Annotated in this window: 16 protein-coding genes; 12 read left to right on the forward strand and 4 right to left on the reverse strand. The window is 72.3% G+C overall.

Annotated elements, in window-relative coordinates; all coding sequences use genetic code 11:
• Positions 1-23 precede the first annotated feature (23 nt).
• The 9 genes from ABZY33_RS00595 (at position 24) to ABZY33_RS00635 (ending at position 10,564) form a co-directional block, all read left to right on the forward strand.
• On the forward strand, positions 24-1,298 hold the full coding sequence (locus ABZY33_RS00595; RefSeq protein ID WP_356489212.1) for an amidohydrolase: 1,275 nt from the start codon (positions 24-26) through the stop codon (positions 1,296-1,298).
• 253 nt (positions 1,299-1,551) lie between these two features.
• The gene (locus ABZY33_RS00600) at positions 1,552-2,613 is read left to right on the forward strand and encodes a BMP family ABC transporter substrate-binding protein (RefSeq protein WP_356489213.1); all 1,062 of its coding nucleotides are present in this window, start codon (positions 1,552-1,554) and stop codon (positions 2,611-2,613) included.
• A 213-nt stretch (positions 2,614-2,826) separates the two neighbouring features.
• The gene (locus tag ABZY33_RS00605) at positions 2,827-3,882 is read left to right on the forward strand and encodes a BMP family ABC transporter substrate-binding protein (RefSeq protein WP_356489214.1); all 1,056 of its coding nucleotides are present in this window, start codon (positions 2,827-2,829) and stop codon (positions 3,880-3,882) included.
• A 135-nt stretch (positions 3,883-4,017) separates the two neighbouring features.
• Positions 4,018-5,607: an ABC transporter ATP-binding protein gene (locus ABZY33_RS00610; RefSeq protein ID WP_356489343.1), complete on the forward strand. Its 1,590-nt coding sequence runs from the start codon at positions 4,018-4,020 to the stop codon at positions 5,605-5,607.
• Between the two features lie 5 nt (positions 5,608-5,612).
• Positions 5,613-6,737 carry an ABC transporter permease gene (locus tag ABZY33_RS00615; RefSeq protein ID WP_356489344.1) on the forward strand — a complete coding sequence of 375 codons (1,125 nt, stop codon included), beginning with the start codon at positions 5,613-5,615 and terminating at the stop codon, positions 6,735-6,737.
• A complete protein-coding gene (locus tag ABZY33_RS00620; protein ID WP_356489215.1) occupies positions 6,737-8,005 on the forward strand; it encodes an ABC transporter permease in 1,269 nt (422 codons plus the stop codon). Before ABZY33_RS00615 ends, ABZY33_RS00620 begins: the two co-directional genes overlap by 1 nt.
• The gene (locus ABZY33_RS00625) at positions 8,002-8,385 is read left to right on the forward strand and encodes a cytidine deaminase (RefSeq protein WP_356489216.1); all 384 of its coding nucleotides are present in this window, start codon (positions 8,002-8,004) and stop codon (positions 8,383-8,385) included. The genes ABZY33_RS00620 and ABZY33_RS00625 overlap by 4 nt, the downstream gene beginning before the upstream one ends.
• A gap of 114 nt (positions 8,386-8,499) precedes the next feature.
• Positions 8,500-9,777: a thymidine phosphorylase gene (locus ABZY33_RS00630; RefSeq protein WP_356489217.1), complete on the forward strand. Its 1,278-nt coding sequence runs from the start codon at positions 8,500-8,502 to the stop codon at positions 9,775-9,777.
• Between the two features lie 85 nt (positions 9,778-9,862).
• On the forward strand, positions 9,863-10,564 hold the full coding sequence (locus ABZY33_RS00635; RefSeq protein ID WP_356489218.1) for a Uma2 family endonuclease: 702 nt from the start codon (positions 9,863-9,865) through the stop codon (positions 10,562-10,564).
• Here the strand turns inward: ABZY33_RS00635 and ABZY33_RS00640 are convergent.
• Positions 10,452-11,378 carry an AEC family transporter gene (locus ABZY33_RS00640; RefSeq protein WP_356489219.1) on the reverse strand — a complete coding sequence of 309 codons (927 nt, stop codon included), beginning with the start codon at positions 11,376-11,378 and terminating at the stop codon, positions 10,452-10,454. The genes ABZY33_RS00635 and ABZY33_RS00640 overlap by 113 nt on opposite strands.
• A 152-nt stretch (positions 11,379-11,530) precedes the next feature.
• On the opposite strand from ABZY33_RS00640, the gene ABZY33_RS00645 reads away from it, so the two are divergent.
• Positions 11,531-11,890 (forward strand): STAS domain-containing protein, encoded by a 360-nt coding sequence (locus ABZY33_RS00645; RefSeq protein WP_356489220.1) that lies wholly within the window; start codon positions 11,531-11,533, stop codon positions 11,888-11,890.
• Here the strand turns inward: ABZY33_RS00645 and ABZY33_RS00650 are convergent.
• Together ABZY33_RS00650 and ABZY33_RS00655 are read right to left on the reverse strand one after the other, a co-directional pair.
• A complete protein-coding gene (locus tag ABZY33_RS00650) occupies positions 11,798-12,778 on the reverse strand; it encodes a sigma-70 family RNA polymerase sigma factor (RefSeq protein WP_356489221.1) in 981 nt (326 codons plus the stop codon). The genes ABZY33_RS00645 and ABZY33_RS00650 overlap by 93 nt on opposite strands.
• Positions 12,779-12,904: 126 nt before the next feature.
• A complete protein-coding gene (locus ABZY33_RS00655) occupies positions 12,905-14,203 on the reverse strand; it encodes an MFS transporter (protein WP_356489222.1) in 1,299 nt (432 codons plus the stop codon).
• Between the two features lie 63 nt (positions 14,204-14,266).
• On the opposite strand from ABZY33_RS00655, the gene ABZY33_RS00660 reads away from it, so the two are divergent.
• Positions 14,267-15,250, forward strand: coding sequence for a LysR family transcriptional regulator (locus ABZY33_RS00660; RefSeq protein ID WP_356489223.1), 984 nt, complete (start codon positions 14,267-14,269; stop codon positions 15,248-15,250).
• A 28-nt stretch (positions 15,251-15,278) separates the two neighbouring features.
• Positions 15,279-16,397: a hypothetical protein gene (locus tag ABZY33_RS00665; protein WP_356489224.1), complete on the forward strand. Its 1,119-nt coding sequence runs from the start codon at positions 15,279-15,281 to the stop codon at positions 16,395-16,397.
• Here the strand turns inward: ABZY33_RS00665 and ABZY33_RS00670 are convergent.
• Positions 16,379-17,137, reverse strand: a complete 759-nt coding sequence (locus ABZY33_RS00670) for an alpha/beta hydrolase (RefSeq protein WP_356489225.1) — start codon at positions 17,135-17,137, stop codon at positions 16,379-16,381. The two genes, ABZY33_RS00665 and ABZY33_RS00670, sit on opposite strands and share 19 nt — an antisense overlap.
• Positions 17,138-17,146 lie beyond the last annotated feature (9 nt).

Here is a 17,146-nt window from a genome sequence, read left to right on the forward strand (position 1 = left end):
CTGGGCGCCTTACCCTTCAAAGGGTGAACCAGTTGACGTCCCGAGAGTCCGAGGCCGGCCGGCCGGGGGAAGACGCCCTGGGCAGCGCGCTCGCCGGCGCCCTGCCGGAGGCCCTCCGCGCCGAGCTCGTCGCCTTCCGCCGCGATCTGCACATGCACCCCGAGCTGGGCAATCAGGAGTTCCGCACCACCGCCGCGCTCAAGACCCGGCTCGAACTGGCCGGGCTCCAGCCGCGCGAGTCCGGCATCGGCACCGGCCTCATCTGTGACATCGGGACCCACACCGAGACGGGGGAGTGGGAGGGCGGCCGCGGCATGCTCGCGCTCCGCGCCGACATCGACGCCCTGCCCATTCCGGACACCAAGCTCGGCTGCGCGTACCGGTCCACCGTCCCGGACCGCGCGCACGCCTGCGGCCACGACGTGCACACCACGGTGGTCCTCGGCGCGGGGCTCGTCCTCGCCGAGATGGACCGGCGCGGCGAACTCCCGCATCCGGTCCGGCTGATCTTCCAGCCCGCCGAGGAGGTGCTGCCCGGCGGCGCCGCCGACCTGATCGCGTGCGGTGCCCTCGACGGCGTCCGCAAGATCATCGCCGTGCACTGCGACCCGAAGGTGGACGCGGGGAAGATCGGCCTGCGGTACGGGGCCATCACCTCCGCCTGCGACCGCCTGGACGTCACCCTGGACGGCCCCGGCGGCCACACGGCCCGCCCGCACCTCACCACCGACCTCGTCACGGCCGTCGCCAAGGTCGCCACCGAGGTCCCGGCCGTGGTCGCCCGCCGGGTCGACGCCCGCTCCGGGCTCGTCCTCACCTGGGGCCGCATCGAGTCGGGCCACACGTGCAACGTGATCCCGCAGCACGCCGAACTCTCCGGCACCGTCCGCTGCCTGGACCTGGAGGCCTGGCGCGAGGCCCCGGACGTGGTGCACGGCGCGGTCCAGGAGATCGCCGACCTGTACCGGGCCAAGCCGGTGGTGAACTACGTCCGCGGCGTCCCGCCCGTCGTGAACGACCCGGCGGTCACCGAACTGCTCCGGGAGGCCATGACCGCCCGCCGAGGCGTGGACTCCGTCGAGGGCACGCTGCAGAGCCTGGGCGGCGAGGACTTCTCCTGGTACCTGGAGCACGTCCCGGGCGCGATGGCCCGCCTCGGCGTGAAGTCCCCCGAGGACCGCACCTCCCGCGACCTGCACCAGGGCGACTTCGACGTGGACGAGTCGGCGATCACGGTAGGAGTAGAACTCTTCACGGCGGCAGCCCTCCTGGACGGCGCCGCCTTCTCTGACGCCTGAGCACCAGATCCAAGCCCCTGCGGCGATCGAGCAGCGGGGTCCGGGGCAGGGCCCCGCGACCTCCGCGCCGACCGGCCGGCGCACCCAGCACCCCCAGGGCCACAGGGGCTCACACCCGCCGGCCCCCGGAGGGCATGGCACCGGCACAAATAGATAACGGCGCCCCCGAACCGATGCCCCGCCCCTTCTACGCGCGTTACGCTCCGCCGAACTCAGCGCCCCGCGCGGCGTGTTGACGAAGGAGCACTCCATCATGCGTCGAACTCGCACGTCCCGCCTCACGCCCCTGGCCGTCGCCGTCACCGGCCTGGCCCTCGCCGCCACCGCCTGCGGCGGCACCAGCGCCGACAAGGCGGGCGACGAGGCGAAGGAGAAGAACCTCGGCCTCGCCATCTCCTACGACGTCGGCGGCCGCGGCGACCAGTCCTTCAACGACGCCGCGTACTCGGGCATGGTCAAGGCGGACAAGGAGTTCGGCTACAAGAGCGACGACCAGGAGCCGAGCGACGGCGAGAGCGACGCGGACAAGATCGCGCGCCTCAGTTCGCTGGCCAAGTCCGGCTACAACCCGGTCATAGGCGTCGGCTTCGCGTACGCGCCCGCCGTTAAGGCCGCCGCCGCGAAGTACCCGAAGACCACCTTCGGGATCATCGACGACTCCACGATCGAGGCGAAGAACGTGGCCGACCTCGTCTTCAGCGAGGAGCAGGGCTCGTACCTGGCAGGCGTCGCCGCAGCCAAGGCGACGAAGACGGACACCGTGGGCTTCGTCGGCGGTGTGGACGTGCCGCTCATCCACAAGTTCGAGGCCGGCTACGTGCAGGGCGTCAAGGACACGGACAGCAAGGTCAAGGTGGTCCGACAGTATCTGACCGAGACCGCCGAGGAGGGCGGCTTCTCCAGCCCGGACAAGGGCAAGACGGCCGCCGAGGCGCAGATCGAGAAGGGCGCGGACGTGGTCTACCACGCGGCGGGCCTCTCCGGTCAGGGCGTCATCCAGGCCGCCGCGGGCGCGAAGGTCTGGGCGATCGGGGTCGACTCAGACCAGTACAAGCAGGCGCCGCTGGCCAAGTACAAGGACTCCATCCTGACCTCCGCCACCAAGGACGTCGGGCGCGCCGTCTACGAACTGGCCAAGTCGGTGAAGGACAAGAAGCCGCTGTCCGGCGTGGTCCGGTTCGACCTCAAGGCGGGCGGCGTCGGCATCACCGACACCAACCCGCAGTACCAGCGGATCGCCGGGCTCGCGGACGCCGTCGCGAAGGCGAAGCAGGACATCGTCGACGGCAAGGTGACCGTGGCCACGAAGCCGTAGCCCGCGCCGCCGCAGCACCGGGCGCGCCCCGGATCCCGTACCGGATCCGGGGCGCGCCCGTATGTCCGTACAAGATCGATTCCGGTTGCTTTCAGTACGGACGGATAACGGTCTGCCGGAGGGGGTTCAATGCGCGTTCTACGCGCGTTAATCTGCGGCGAAGCCAGCGCCGTCCGGACCGTCGTCGGTGCTTGTACACAAGGAGCTCATCCCATGCGCCGGGTTTCCCGAATAGCGCTCGCAGGCACTGCGACCGTTGCTCTCGCCGCTTCCCTGTCCGCCTGTGGCGGCACCTCCAGCGACGCCGCAAGCAAGGAGAACGGCGGCAAGTCCAAGGGCATCGCCATCGCGTACGACGTCGGTGGCCGCGGCGACCAGTCCTTCAACGACGCCGCGTACGAGGGCATGAAGAAGGCCGAGCAGGAGTTCGGCTACAAGGGCGAGGACCAGGAGCCGACCGACGGCGAGACGGACGCGGACAAGACCGCGCGGCTGGTCTCCCTGGCCAAGTCGGGCTACAACCCGGTCGTCGGTATCGGCTTCGCGTACGCGCCGGCCGTGAAGGCCGCCGCCGCGAAGTACCCGAAGACCACCTTCGGTGTGGTGGACGACGCGCAGGTGCAGGCGAAGAACGTCGCGGACCTCGTCTTCAGCGAGCAGGAGGCCTCCTATCTGGCGGGCGTCGCGGCCGCCAAGGCGACCAAGACGAACACCGTGGGCTTCGTGGGCGGTGTGGACGTGCCGCTCATCCACAAGTTCGAGGCCGGCTACGTGCAGGGCGCGAAGGCGACCAACCCCAAGGTCAAGGTCGTCACGCAGTACCTGAGCGAGACCGCCGAGGAGGGCGGCTTCTCCAGCCCGGACAAGGGCAAGACGGCCGCCGAGGCGCAGATCGAGAAGGGCGCGGACGTGGTCTACCACGCGGCGGGCCTCTCCGGTCAGGGCGTGATCGAGGCGGCCGCCGCGAAGAAGGTCTGGGCGATCGGTGTCGACTCCGACCAGTACAGCCAGGCGCCGCTGGCCAAGTTCAAGGACTCCATCCTGACCTCGGCCACGAAGAACGTGGCATCGGCCGTGTACAACCTGGCCAAGTCGGTCCAGGATGGCAAGCCCGAGACCGGCGTCATCACCGGCGACCTGAAGTCGGGCGAGGTCGGCCTCGCCGACTCGAACCCGGAGTTCTCCGGTAACGATGCGATGCAGAAGGCGCTGAAGGCTGCCGAGACCGGCATCACCAGCGGCAAGATCAAGGTCAAGAGCAAGCCGTAAGAGCCCGGGTGAACCCTTCGGGCGGACCGCGCACCACCTGCGCGGTTCGCCCGAATTGACCGGCTCGCGTCCACTTCGTACTGCCGAAGGGGCTCTACGCGTGTAGAAGGCCCCCGTCTCCCAGGAGAGTGCGCCATCAACGCGTCCAGCAGCCCGCCGGCCGTCGAACTGACCGGCATCACCAAACGCTTCCCCGGCGTCGTCGCCAACCACGACATCCACCTCACTGTCCGCAAGGGCACCGTGCACGCCCTCGTCGGGGAGAACGGCGCGGGCAAGTCGACGCTGATGAAGATCCTCTACGGCATGCAGAAGCCGGACGAGGGCACCATCGCGATCGACGGCGAGGCCGTCTCCTACTCCTCGCCCGCCGACGCCATCGCGCGCGGCATCGGCATGGTCCACCAGCACTTCATGCTCGCCGACAACCTCACGGTCCTGGAGAACGTGGCGCTCGGCAGCGAGAAGCTCTACGGGATCGGCGCCCGGGCCCGCCGCAAGATCCTGGAGATATCCGACCGCTACGGCCTCGGCGTGCGCCCGGACGTCCTCGTCGAGGACCTCGGCGTCGCCGACCGCCAGCGCGTGGAGATCCTCAAGGTCCTCTACCGCGGCGCCACCACCCTGATCCTCGACGAGCCGACCGCCGTGCTCGTCCCGCAGGAGGTCGACGCGCTCTTCGACAACCTGCGCGAGCTCAAGGCCGAGGGCCTGTCCGTCATCTTCATCTCGCACAAGCTCGGCGAGGTCCTCTCCGTGGCCGACGAGATCACCGTCATCCGGCGCGGCACCACGGTCGGCACGGCCGTCCCCGCCGAGACGACGCCGCGCCAGCTCGCCGAGCTGATGGTCGGCTCCGAACTGCCCACCCCCGAGACCGCCGAGTCGACCGTCACCGACCGGCCGGTGCTCACCGTCAAGGGCCTGCGCCTCGACGCCGAGGGCGGCCGCCCGCTCCTGGACGACATCTCCTTCACCATCCACGCCGGTGAGGTCCTGGGCCTCGCGGGCGTCGAGGGCAACGGCCAGACCGAGCTGATCGACGCGCTCATCGGCCTCGCGGGCGCCGACTCCGGCACCATCGAGCTGGCGGGCGAGGAGATCACCTCCTGGGCCACCCGCAAGCGCCGTGAGCAGGGCATCGGCTACATCCCCGAGGACCGCCACCGCCACGGCCTGCTCCTGGACTCCCCGCTGTGGGAGAACCGCATCCTCGGCCACGTCACCGAGAAGCCGAACGCCCGCGGCGTCCTGCTCGACCTCAAGGCGGCGCAGGCGGACACCCGCCGCATCGTCGAGGAGTACGACGTACGCACCCCCGGCATCGACGTCACCGCGGCCTCCCTGTCCGGCGGCAACCAGCAGAAGCTGATCGTCGGCCGCGAGATGAGCCACCGGCCCCGCTTCCTGATCGCCGCCCACCCGACGCGCGGCGTGGACGTCGGCGCGCAGGCCCAGATCTGGGACCAGATCCGCGAGGCCCGCCGCGAGGGCCTGGCGGTCCTGCTCATCTCCGCCGACCTGGACGAGCTGATCGGCCTCTCCGACACCCTGCGCGTGATCTACCGCGGGCGGCTCGTCGCCGACGCCGACCCGGCCACCATCACCCCCGAGGAGCTGGGTTCGGCGATGACGGGCGCGGCCTCCGGCCACCTGGAACACGTAGAAGAAGCAGCGGCGGCAGCGGATGCGGCCACGGCGCGGCAGTCGAAGGACGAGTCCTGATGGCCATGAAGAACAAGTTCGACAAGGAGCGGCTGCTCCTCGGCGTCTCGGGGCCGGTGATCGCCCTGCTGACCGCCGTCATCCTGACCTCGGTCGTGCTGCTCGCCTCGGGCAAGTCCCCGATCGAGCCGTACAGCATCATGTTCGAGCAGGCGACGTTCTCGGACGTGCAGGTCCTGATCATCAACCAGGCCGGCATGTACTACCTCGCCGCGCTCGCGGTCGCCATCGGCTTCCGCATGAACCTCTTCAACATCGGGGTCGACGGCCAGTACCGGCTCGCCGCCGTCGTCGCCGCGATCGTCGGCGCGAAGGTGGCGCTGCCGGGCTTCGCCCAGATCCCGCTGCTGATCATCGTCGCGATGCTGACCGGCGCCATGTGGGCCGGGATCGCCGGCATCCTGAAGGTGACGCGCGGCGTCAGCGAGGTCGTCGCCACGATCATGCTGAACTCGATCGCCTCCAGCGTCATCGGCTACCTGTACCTGCCGGACGTCTTCGGGGTGCAGGTCGGCAACAACAAGACGACCGGCATCATGCACGAGTCCGGCTGGTTCCCCGGCATCAGCATGGGCGAGGGCGTCGGCGAGATCTACGGCTTCGTCGTCATCGCCGCGCTGCTCGGCGTCGCGTACTGGTTCGTCCTCAACCGCACCCGCTTCGGCTTCGACCTGCGCGCCACCGGCGCCTCGGAGTCGGCCGCCGCCGCCTCGGGTGTCGACGCCAAGCGCATGGTGCTCACCGCGATGCTCGTCTCCGGCGCGCTGGCCGGCCTCGCCGGTCTGCCGCTGCTCCTCGGCGACACGCACACGTACTCGCTCACCTTCCCGACCACGATCGGCTTCCAGGGCATCACCATCGCCCTGCTCGGCCGCAACTCGCCGGTCGGCATCGCCTTCGCCGCGCTCCTCATCTCCTGGCTGGAGAAGGCCTCGCAGGAACTCGACCTGCGCGGCTACGACAAGGAGATCGCGGTGATCATGCAGGGCATCATCACCATCGCCGTCGTCGTCTCCTACGAGGCCGTACGGGTCTGGGGCCAGCGCCGCCAGCAGCGCCGGGTCGGCATCGAACTCGCCGCGGCCGCGGGAGAGAACACCAGCGAACTCAAGAAGGAGGTCGCTGCCTGATGAGCACGGCTACGGTCCTCGACAAGAAGCCCGCGTCGCCGCCCGCACCCGGCGGCCGCCGCACGCTGTCCCTGCCCGTCCTGATGCTCGTCATCGCGGGCGTGCTGGCCCTCACCTCGCTCGTCCGCCTGGTCACCGACGCGGACGGCATCACGAACGTCAGCCAGATGGCGACGGCGCTCCAGCTCGCCGTGCCCATCGGCCTCGCCGGACTCGGCGGCCTGTGGGCCGAGCGCGCGGGCGTGGTCAACATCGGCCTCGAAGGCATGCTGATCCTCGGCACCTGGTTCGGTGCCTGGGCCGGCTACCAGTGGGGCCCCTGGGCCGGTGTGCTGGCCGGCATCGTCGGCGGCGCGATCGGCGGCCTGCTGCACGCGGCCGTGACGGTCACCTTCAACGTGAACCACATCGTCTCCGGTGTGGCCATCAACATCCTCGCGCTCGGCGCCACCCGCTACCTCTCCAACTTCACGTTCGAGGGCGTCGAGGGCGGCACGACCAAGCAGTCCCCGCCGGTCGACTCGCTCGGCACGATCACGGTCCCGGGCCTTTCCGACTGGCTGACGTCCCTGAACGAGAAGCACTGGTTCTTCGTCTCGGACCTCGCGGGGCTCCTCGGCGGTCTGGTGACGAACCTGTCGCCGCTGACGATCGTCGCGGTCGCGCTCATCCCGTTCACCTGGTGGGCGCTGTGGCGCACGGCGTTCGGCCTGCGCCTGCGCTCCTGCGGCGAGAACCCGGTCGCGGCCGAGTCGCTCGGCGTGAACGTGATCAAGTACAAGTACCTGGCGGTCATCGTCTCCGGCGGCCTCGCCGGACTCGGCGGCGCCTTCCTCTCCATCGTCGCCAACCCCTTCTACCTGGAGGGGCAGACGGCCGGCAAGGGGTACATCGGCCTCGCCGCGATGATCTTCGGCAACTGGATGCCGGGCGGACTCGCCCTGGGCGCGGGCCTGTTCGGCTACACCGACAGCCTCAAGCTGCGCGGCGGCACGGAGAACGTGCACGCGCTGCTCCTGCTGGTCGCCCTGCTCCTGGTGCTCGGCGCGGTCTGGATGCTGGTCAAGAAGAAGTACGTCGCCGGTGTGGTCTGCGCCGTCGCCGCCGCCGGCATGGCAGCCTGGTACGCCACCACCGACGACGTGCCGACCCAGCTCGTCACCGCCACGCCGTACGTCGTCACGCTGCTGGTCCTGTCCTTCTCGGCCCAGCGGCTGCGGATGCCGAAGGCGGACGGCCAGCCCTACCGGAAGGGGCAGGGCACGTGACCGACTGGGAGGCGCTCAGGGAAGCGGCCCGCGACGCCATGTCCCGTGCGTACGCGCCGTACTCGGGCTATCCGGTCGGCGCGGCGGCCCTCGTCGACGACGGCCGCACGGTCGCCGGCTGCAATGTGGAGAACGCCTCGTACGGCCTCGGCCTGTGCGCGGAGTGCGGCCTCGTCTCCCAGCTCCAGGCGACCGGCGGCGGCCGGCTGACGCACTTCACCTGCGTCGACGGCAAGGGCGACATCCTGATGCCGTGCGGCCGCTGCCGCCAGCTGCTCTACGAGTTCGGCGGCCCGGAGCTGCTCCTGGAGACCGCCTCGGGCATCCGCCCGCTGGCGGAGCTGCTCCCGGACGCCTTCGGCCCCGAGCACCTGGTCTGACCTGAACCGGCCGACGGCCCCGCCGAGTTGGCGGGGCCGTTCGCACCCACCCCCGGTCTATGCGCGTAGAGTCGCCGACCGCAGGTACCTGGTCCGCTACTGGAAGGAAGTGCCATGGACGTCATCTCCGTCATCCGTACGAAGCGGGACCGCGGGCGGCTCAGCGACGCGCAGATCGACTGGGTCGTCGACGCGTACACGCGCGGCGAGGTCGCCGACGAGCAGATGTCGGCCCTGGCCATGGCCATCTTCCTGAACGGCATGGACCGCGCGGAGATCGCCCGCTGGACGGCAGCGATGATCAACTCGGGTGAGCGAATGGACTTCTCGGTCCTCGCGCGCCCCGCCGCCGACAAGCACTCCACCGGCGGCGTCGGCGACAAGATCACGCTGCCGCTCGCCCCCCTGGTCGCCGCCTGCGGCGCGGCCGTGCCGCAGCTCTCCGGCCGGGGCCTCGGCCACACCGGCGGCACGCTCGACAAGCTGGAGTCGGTCCCCGGCTGGCGCGCGGACATCACCAACGAGGAGATGATGCGCACGCTGGAGGACGTCGGCGCCGTCATCTGCGCGCCCGGCAGCGGCCTCGCCCCCGCCGACAAGAAGCTCTACGCGCTGCGCGACGTCACCGCGACCGTGGAGTGCATCCCGCTCATCGCCTCCTCGATCATGTCGAAGAAGATCGCGGAGGGGACGGGCTCGCTGGTCCTGGACGTGAAGGTCGGCACCGGCGCGTTCATGAAGGAGCTGGCGCAGGCGCGCGAGCTGGCCCGCACCATGGTCGGCCTCGGCGCCGACCACGGGCTGCCGACCGTCGCCCTGGTGACGGACATGAACACCCCGCTCGGCCTGACCGCGGGCAACGCCCTCGAAGTCCGCGAGTCCGTCGAGGTGCTGGCGGGCGGCGGCCCGGCCGACGTCGTCGAACTCACCCTCGCGCTCGCCCGCGAGATGCTGGACGCGGCGGGCCTCAAGGACGCCGACCCGGCGAAGGCCCTCGCGGACGGCTCGGCGATGGACGCCTGGCGCCGCATGATCGCGGCCCAGGGCGGCGACCCGGACGCGGCGCTGCCCACGGCCCGTGAGACCCACGTCGTGACGGCTCCCTCCTCGGGCGTCCTCACCCGCCTCGACGCGATGGGCGTCGGCCTCACCGCATGGCGCCTCGGGGCGGGCCGCTCCCGCAAGGAGGACCCGGTCCAGGCCGCGGCCGGCGTCGAACTCCACGCGAAGCCCGGCGACACGGTGACCGCGGGGCAGCCTCTGCTGACCTTGCACACGGACACGCCCGAGCGGTTCGCGTACGCGCTGGAGGCGGTGGAGGGGGCGTACGACATCGCGCCCGCGGGGACGGAGTTCTCGGCGGGCCCGATCGTGCTGGAATGCATCGGCTGACCCGGCCTGACCTGGAGGGTTCTCGTACGGGTGAACGGGATCGGTGGACCGCCGCCGGTCCCGTCCACCGTGGTGCGGTGGGGCAATGACACGGAACGGCATGTGGCTCGCGCCCCGCGAGGGCGAGTGGGGCGACCTGGTCGACTTCTGGCAGTGCATGGAGTGGCCCGAGGGCAGCCGGGTGGAGATCGTCGAGGGCATCGTCACGGTGACACCGACGGCCTCGGTCCCGCACCACCTCATCGCGGGAGAGCCGCACAGGGCGCTGCACCGTGCCACCCCCGACGAGTGGGGCATCTACCAGAGGCTGTCCATCGCCGTGCCGTCCCGCTGGGGCATGTACCTGCCCGACCTGCTCGTGCTGTCCAAGCAGCGGCCGCTGAGCGGCGGGTACTACGTCCCGGCGGCCCACGCCGAGTCTGCCGTGGAGATCACGTCCGGCCCCAAGGCCGTGCACGAACGGGTCGTCAAACGGGACGCCTATGTCACCGCGGGTATCCCGCTCTACCTTCTGGTCGACCGCTTCGCCCCTGGCGGCCCTACCGTGACCCTCTTCAGCGAACCGCGTGACGGCACCTATCGCGTGCTGGCGCAGACCGCGTTCGGCGACGCAGTCGAACTCCCCGCACCCTTCGAACTCACTGTCAGCACAAGCGACTGGCCCGTGCCCAGCGTCACCCCAGCAACGCCGCCACCCCCACAAGCACCGGCACCGACGCGATCGTCGACAGCAGGATCGACTCGCGCGCCAGGCGCTCGCCCACCCCGTAGTGGCTCGCGTACGTGAACAGGTTCTGGGCCGCCGGGAGCGCCGATGTCACCACGACATCGAGGAGCCGGTCCCCGCGCAGGCCGAAGACGAACGACGCCAGCGCCCACGCCGCCACCGGCTGCCCCACCGCCTTCAGGGCGCTCGACAGCAGCACCGGCACCCGCTCCGCGCCCCGCCCGCCCGGCCACGCGCTCCCGCACAGCGAGATGCCGAACGCGATGAGGATCGCCGGGACCGACATGTTCCCGATCAGTTCCAGCGGGTCGAAGACGGGGGAGGGGACCGTGAGCCCCGTCGCGGAGACCAGGACACCGCAGAGCGCGCCGATCGCGATCGGGTTGCGGAACGGGGTCAGCACCCGCTGCGCCCACGTCTGCCGGGTCCCGGACGCCCGCGCCAGATCGAGGACCGTCAGGGCCACCGGCCCCACCACGATCTGCTGGAAGAGCAGCACCGGCGCCACCAGCGAGGCGTCCCCGAGGACGTACACGGCGATCGGGATGCCGAGGTTCCCCGCGTTCACGTACGACGAGCAGAGCGCGCCCACCGTGGTGCGGCCGGCCCCCCAGCCGCGTACGACCCCCGCCGCGATGAAGACGCCCGCCATGGCCGCCGTGGAGAGGGCCGTGACCAGCAGGCTCGGCGAGAGGATCAGCGACAGGTCCGCCCGGGAGAGCATCGTGAACAGCAGGGCGGGCGTCGCCACATGGAAGGCCAGCTTGGTGAGGACCTCCCGGCCGCCCTCGCCCAGGTGACCGCGCCGGCCGATGACATAGCCGACCGCGATGACGAGGGCGATGACCGCGAACCCGTTGAGAACCCCTTGCACGGCCCCCACCCTCGGGCGTCGGGCGAGCGCCGGTCAACGGTGATCCACTCCGACGTGACCGAGCCCACGCCGCCGCTCCGCACCGGCCGCCGATGAGTTCCGGCGCGCCGCGCGGTCCCCTCTAGGTGGCTGCCTCCTCGTCTCCTCCCGTCGTGGTGGTCGCCGGGCCGATCCGCCCCGGCGACACGCCTCAGCTGTGCGACCGCGTCCGCGCCGCCCGGCAGCGCGCCCCGGCCGGCGATCCGACCGTGATCTGCGACGTCTCCGGGGTGACCGGCACCGACTTCGCCACCGTCGACGCGCTCGCCCGCATGCAGCTCGCCGCCCGCCGGGTCGGGGGCCGGCTGCGGCTGCGCGACCCGTCCCCGGCGCTGGTCAGGCTGCTGACGCTCACCGGGCTCGCCGAGGCGCTGGGCTGCTCAGGCGGGCAGCCGCTCGGGGACCCCGAAGAGCGGGAACCACCGCTTGGAGAGGTCCAGGAAGCAGTGGAAACCGGCGATCCGGCCCTCTGAGATCTCCAGCACCTGGATCGCCCAGGGCACGAACCCGCCGTCGTCCGGGTCCGGCTTGTAGTGGGCGAACGCCGGTGTGCCGTTGGCCAGGACCGGCAGCAGGCGCGAGCCCGCGCAGTCGTGCCCGATCGTCGTCATGAAGCCGGTGATGTCGTCCGTGCCGCGCAGCCACAGGTCGAACGGCGGCATCGTCATGACGGCGTCCTCGGCGAGCAGCTCGGTCAGTGCCTTCATGTCGTACCCCTCGAACGCCGCCACGTAGCGCTCCAGGAGCTTCTGCTGCTCCTCGTCGAGGGGGTCGGCCGTCGCGGAGTCGGCGGGCGGCGCGTCCGCGAGGGTCGCGCGGGCCCGCTGCAGCGCGCTGTTGACCGAGGCGACCGAGGTGTCGAGCAGCTCGGCGACCTCGCTCGCCTTCCAGGCGAGCACCTCGCGCAGGATCAGCACCGCCCGCTGCTTGGCGGGCAACCGCTGCAGGGCCGCGACGAACGCCAGGCGCACCGACTCCCGGGCCACCGCCGCCTCCGCCGGGTCGTGGACCGTCGGCAGCACGCGGGCGTCGGGCATCGGCTCCAGCCACACATTGTCCGGGCGCGGGGTCAGCGCGGCCTGCGCGAGCGGGGCCGACGCCGTCAGGTCCATCGGCCGGGCCCGTCTGTTCCCCGCGTTCAACGAGTCCAGGCAGACGTTCGTCGCGATGCGGTACAGCCACGAGCGCAACGAGGAGCGGCCCTCGAACTTGTCGAAACTGCGCCAGGCCCGCACCATCGTGTCCTGCACGGCGTCCTCGGCCTCGAACGCCGAACCCAGCATCCGGTAGCAGTACCCGGTCAGCTCGACCCGGTGCTTCTCCAGATCGTCGAGACCGGCCTTCGTCGCGGTGTCGCTCATCGTCCAACGCCCCCATCGCCGCTGTGAGTCCCAGCACTCCGCAAGCTACCGCAGCCCACTGACAACGGCGCCCGGACTGGGGAAACGCGCAGGTGGAAGGGGGATGGGCGGAGGGGTCCGGGCCGCTCAGCGCGCGGCGGCCGCCCCGGCCGGCGCCGCGCGGCGCCCGGCCCGGGCCGCGTACGTGCCCCACAGGGTGATCGCGACGACACCGAGGACCGCCGCGGCGCCGAGCCCCACCGTGCCCGCCCAGCCACCCGCGTGGAAGGCGACGGCGCCGACGGCCGAGCCGACGCTGGAGCCGATGTAGTACGCGGACTGGTACAGCGCGGAGGCCTGCGCCCGGCCGTGCGTCGCGGTGTGGCTGACGGACGACGACGCCGTGGCGTGCCCGGCGAAGAAACCCGCCGTGATCAGTACGAGGCCGAGCAGCACCACGGGAAGGTGCGGGACCAGGGCGAGCAGCAGGCCCGCCGTGGTGGTGCCCGCGGCCAGGTACAGGGTGCCGCGCCGGCCGAGTCGCGCGACGAGCCGGCCGGCCGCGGCCGAGGAGACCGTGCCCACGAGGTAGACCAGGAAGATCGAACCGACGACGCCCTGCGGCAGCGAGAACGGGGCGGCCGTGAGCCGGTAGCCGATCACCGTGTACACCGCGCCGAACACCAGCATGAACAGGGCGCCGATCACGTACAGGCGGCGCAGCAGCGGGTTGGCCAGGTGGCTGCCGACCGTCCGGGCCAGCGCGCGGGGGCGCAGCGAGCCCGGCGTGAAGTGGCGCGGCGCCGGCAGCAGCAGCCGGAAGGCGGCCGCGCAGACCACCGCGAGCACCCCGATGGCGCCGACGGCCGCTCGCCAGCCCCACTCCTGCGCGATCCAGCCGCCGATGACGCGGCCGCTCATGCCGCCGATGGAGTTGCCCGCGACGAACAGGCCGATGGCCGTGACCAGCGCCTTCGGCCGCACCTCCTCGGCGAGGTAGGCCATCGCGGAGGCGGGCAGACCGGCCAGCGCCGCACCTTGCAGCACGCGCAGGCCGATCAGGACGCCGAGGTTCGGCGCGAAGGGGACGAGCAGCCCGACGACGACGGCCACCGTCAGGGACGCCGTCATCAGGGTGCGCCGCCCGAACCGCTCGGACAGGGCGCTCAGCGGCAGCACGCACAGCGCCAGCGCGCCGGTCGCCCCGGACACCGTCCAGCTCGCCGCGCTCGCGCTCGCGCCGAAGCCGGCGGAGACGAGCGGGAGCAGCGCCTGCGTCGAGTAGAGCAGCGCGAAGGTGGCGACACCGGCGAGGAAGAGGGCGAAGCTCATCCGGCGGTAGCCGGGCCCGCCCGGGCTCATGCGCGTGTCGGCGCGGTCGTCGGGGGACCGGGGGACGGCGACCGCGTCGGGGGAGGCGGCCGCCGGGCTACTGGCAGCAGGCATGCCCCGAACGTAGGCCTCCTTTGATTCATGCGTCCAATGCATGACCGCCCCATAATCGTTCCCATGAAGCATCAACACAGCTCAGACCCGCCGCCGACCCGCACCGGCGGCCTCTCCGACCGGCCGGGCGAGGAGATCGTACGGTTGCTCGCCCCCCGGCTCGCCTACTTCGCGGGGGTCGCCCGCACCGAGCACGTCACCCGCGCCGCGCACGAGATGCAGGTCCCGCAGTCGACGCTGTCGCGCGCCATCGTCCGGCTCGAACAGGACCTGGGCGTCGACCTGTTCGCCCGCCACGGCCGCACCGTCTCCCTCACCCCCGCCGGCCGTGCCTTCCTCGTCCCGGTCGAACGCGCGCTCGGCGAGGTCGAGAAGGCCGCCGAGTCCGTGCGCGCCGACGCCGACCCCGAGTCGGGCAAGGTCGCCTTCGGCTTCCTGCACACCATGGGGACGGAGACGGTGCCGGGCTTGCTGCGCGCCTTCCGCTCCGACCACCCCCGCATCCGCTTCAGCCTCGTCCAGAACTACGGCGAGGCGATGCTGGAGCGGCTGCGCGCCGGTGAGCTGGACCTCTGCCTCACCTCGCCCGTGCCGGACGCCCCGGACCTGGTCGCCCGCCGCCTCGACGAGCAGCGGCTGCGCCTGGTCGTCCCCGAGGACCACCGGCTCGCCGCCCGCCGACGCGTCCGCCTCGCGGAGGCCGCCGACGAGTCCTTCGTGACGCTCGAACCCGGCTACGGGCTGCGCCGGATCACCGACGACCTGTGCGCGCAGGCCGGGTTCACGCCCCGGATCGCCTTCGAGGGGGAGGAGGCGGAGACGCTGCGCGGCCTGGTCGCCGCGGGGCTCGGCGTGGCCCTGCTGCCGCCACCGGCCGTACCGCGCCCGGGAGTCGTGGAGCTGGCGGTCACCGGTCAGCGCGCGGTCCGCGAGATCGGCGTGGCCTGGCTGGAGGGACATCCGGACACGCCTCCGGTGGCGGCTTTCAAGGCGTTCCTGCTGTCGCGGCGCGGGCGGCTCCTGCCCGGACAGAGCACCGCCGGGTGACCGATACTGGGCGGCGGGGGTGGTGCGCGTGACGGGCGTGGTGGAGGACGACGGCACGAGAGCGGCGGACACGGGGCGGCGCACGCGTCCGCTCGGCCGGATCGGCGCGGGCCTCGTCGTGACCGGCCTGGTGCTGTTCGCCCTGGTGCCGTTCGCCGAGGCGGACAACCGGGCCTACGCGTCGGCGCCCGGCTGCCCGGCCGGCACCCGCGCCGACGACTGCCGGGCGGTGCTCCCGGCCACCGTCGTGGGCAAGGAGACCGACGCCGGCGGCAAGCACCTCGCGTACCGCCTGCGGCTGCGGGACACGGGCGGCTCCGCGCCCACCGAGCACACGGTCCGCCTTCCCGACGCCCCCACCGTCTACGACCGGGTGCGCCGCGGCGACCGGGTCACGGTCACGTACTGGAAGGACCAGGTCCGCGAGGTCCGGACCACGTCCGCCACGCAGAAGGCGTGGCGCTCGCCCGTGCACGACGGGCGGCTGCCCGCGGCGTTCGCCGTGGTGGCGCTGGCGTTCGGGCTCGGGCTGCTCCAGTTCCGGTGGTGGACGCGGCACCGGCCCACCCCGACGGGCGCACCGCAGTCCTGGCAGCCCGCCGTCGGCCTCGTCGCGGCCGCGTTCATGTCGAGCACCGTGCTGTGCGTCATGCTGCTCGGCGCCGACGACGTGGGCGCGGGCCTGCGGTTCGCCGCCGGGGCCGCCGTCGTCGCCGTACCGCTCTCCGTCCTGCTGGGCCGGTGGGCGACGCGCCGCGTCCGCCGGGGCGCGGCCAGGCTCGCGCCGGTCCCGCCCGACGGGCGGCGCGTGCTGGGCGCGGTGGTCCACGGGGACGTGCCCTACAGCCGGTCCGGCTACGGCTACTTGGTGGTCGGGGACGGGCCGCCTGCCGCCACTCCCGACCCGACCGGACACGTCGCCCTCGCCCCGCTCCCGGCGACCCTCACGGTGCGCCGCGTGCGCGGACCCGTCGTCGGCGACCCACCGTTCGACCTCGGCGGCCGGGGCGAGTACACCCTCGTCGTGGAGTGCGCCGACGGCGAGCGGGAGGTACGCGTCTTCGCCGGGCGCAAGCACGCGCCGCGCGTCCTCGGCGCCCTGCTCGCGGCGAGCGGCAGCCCGGTGGACTACCGCCCGAGCGACTGACCGAACCCCGACGCCAGCGGCATCCGCAGCCCCAGCGGGGGCGGCGCCGCGAGCGCGTCCTGGAGCGGGCGGGAGAACGGGCGGCCGAAGAGGGTGCCGAGCATGAAGTCGACCGCCAGCGCGGTCACTTCGGAGCGGTGCTGCGCGAACCGGTGGCCGTCGGAGTGCACCTCGAAGCGGCACACGTCGCGGTTGGCCTTCTTCGCCCGCCCGGCGAGCCGGAACGACAACTCCGGGTCGGCGCGCCGGTCGTCGGTGCCGTGCACGATCAGCACCCGCCGCCCGGCGAGCTGTTTCACCGGTTCGGGCGGGAGCGCGACATCGTCCTGCGGCAGCCAAGGAGCCAGCGCCAGCACGGAGTCGACGGCCGGGTGCCCGCCGGAGCGCAGGGCCGCGCGGCCGCCGATGCCGACGCCGGCGAGGCAGACCGGCACGTCGCCGTAGCGGCGCACCACCTCGTCCGCGGCCCACTCGGCGTCCCGCGCCGGTTCGGCCTGCGCCCCGTTCCAGCCGCGGTAGCGGTAGTGCACGACATGCGTGACCAGGCCCTCGGCGCGTCCGGAGCGGGCGAGCCCGCGCGCGAGCGGCCGCACCGCCGCCGCCGTGAGCGGGGACGGTCTGCGGGTGGACGTCTCCTCGCCCCCGGGCAGCAGCAGCACCACGCCGCCGACCGCCCCGGGCACGGGCCCGACCCCCTTGCCGAGCCTGGCCGCACGGACCGGCGTCGCTTGCTGCTGCATGACAGAACA

Origin of the sequence: Streptomyces sp. NPDC006552 (genome assembly GCF_040611655.1) — a bacterium.
Taxonomy (GTDB): domain Bacteria; phylum Actinomycetota; class Actinomycetes; order Streptomycetales; family Streptomycetaceae; genus Streptomyces.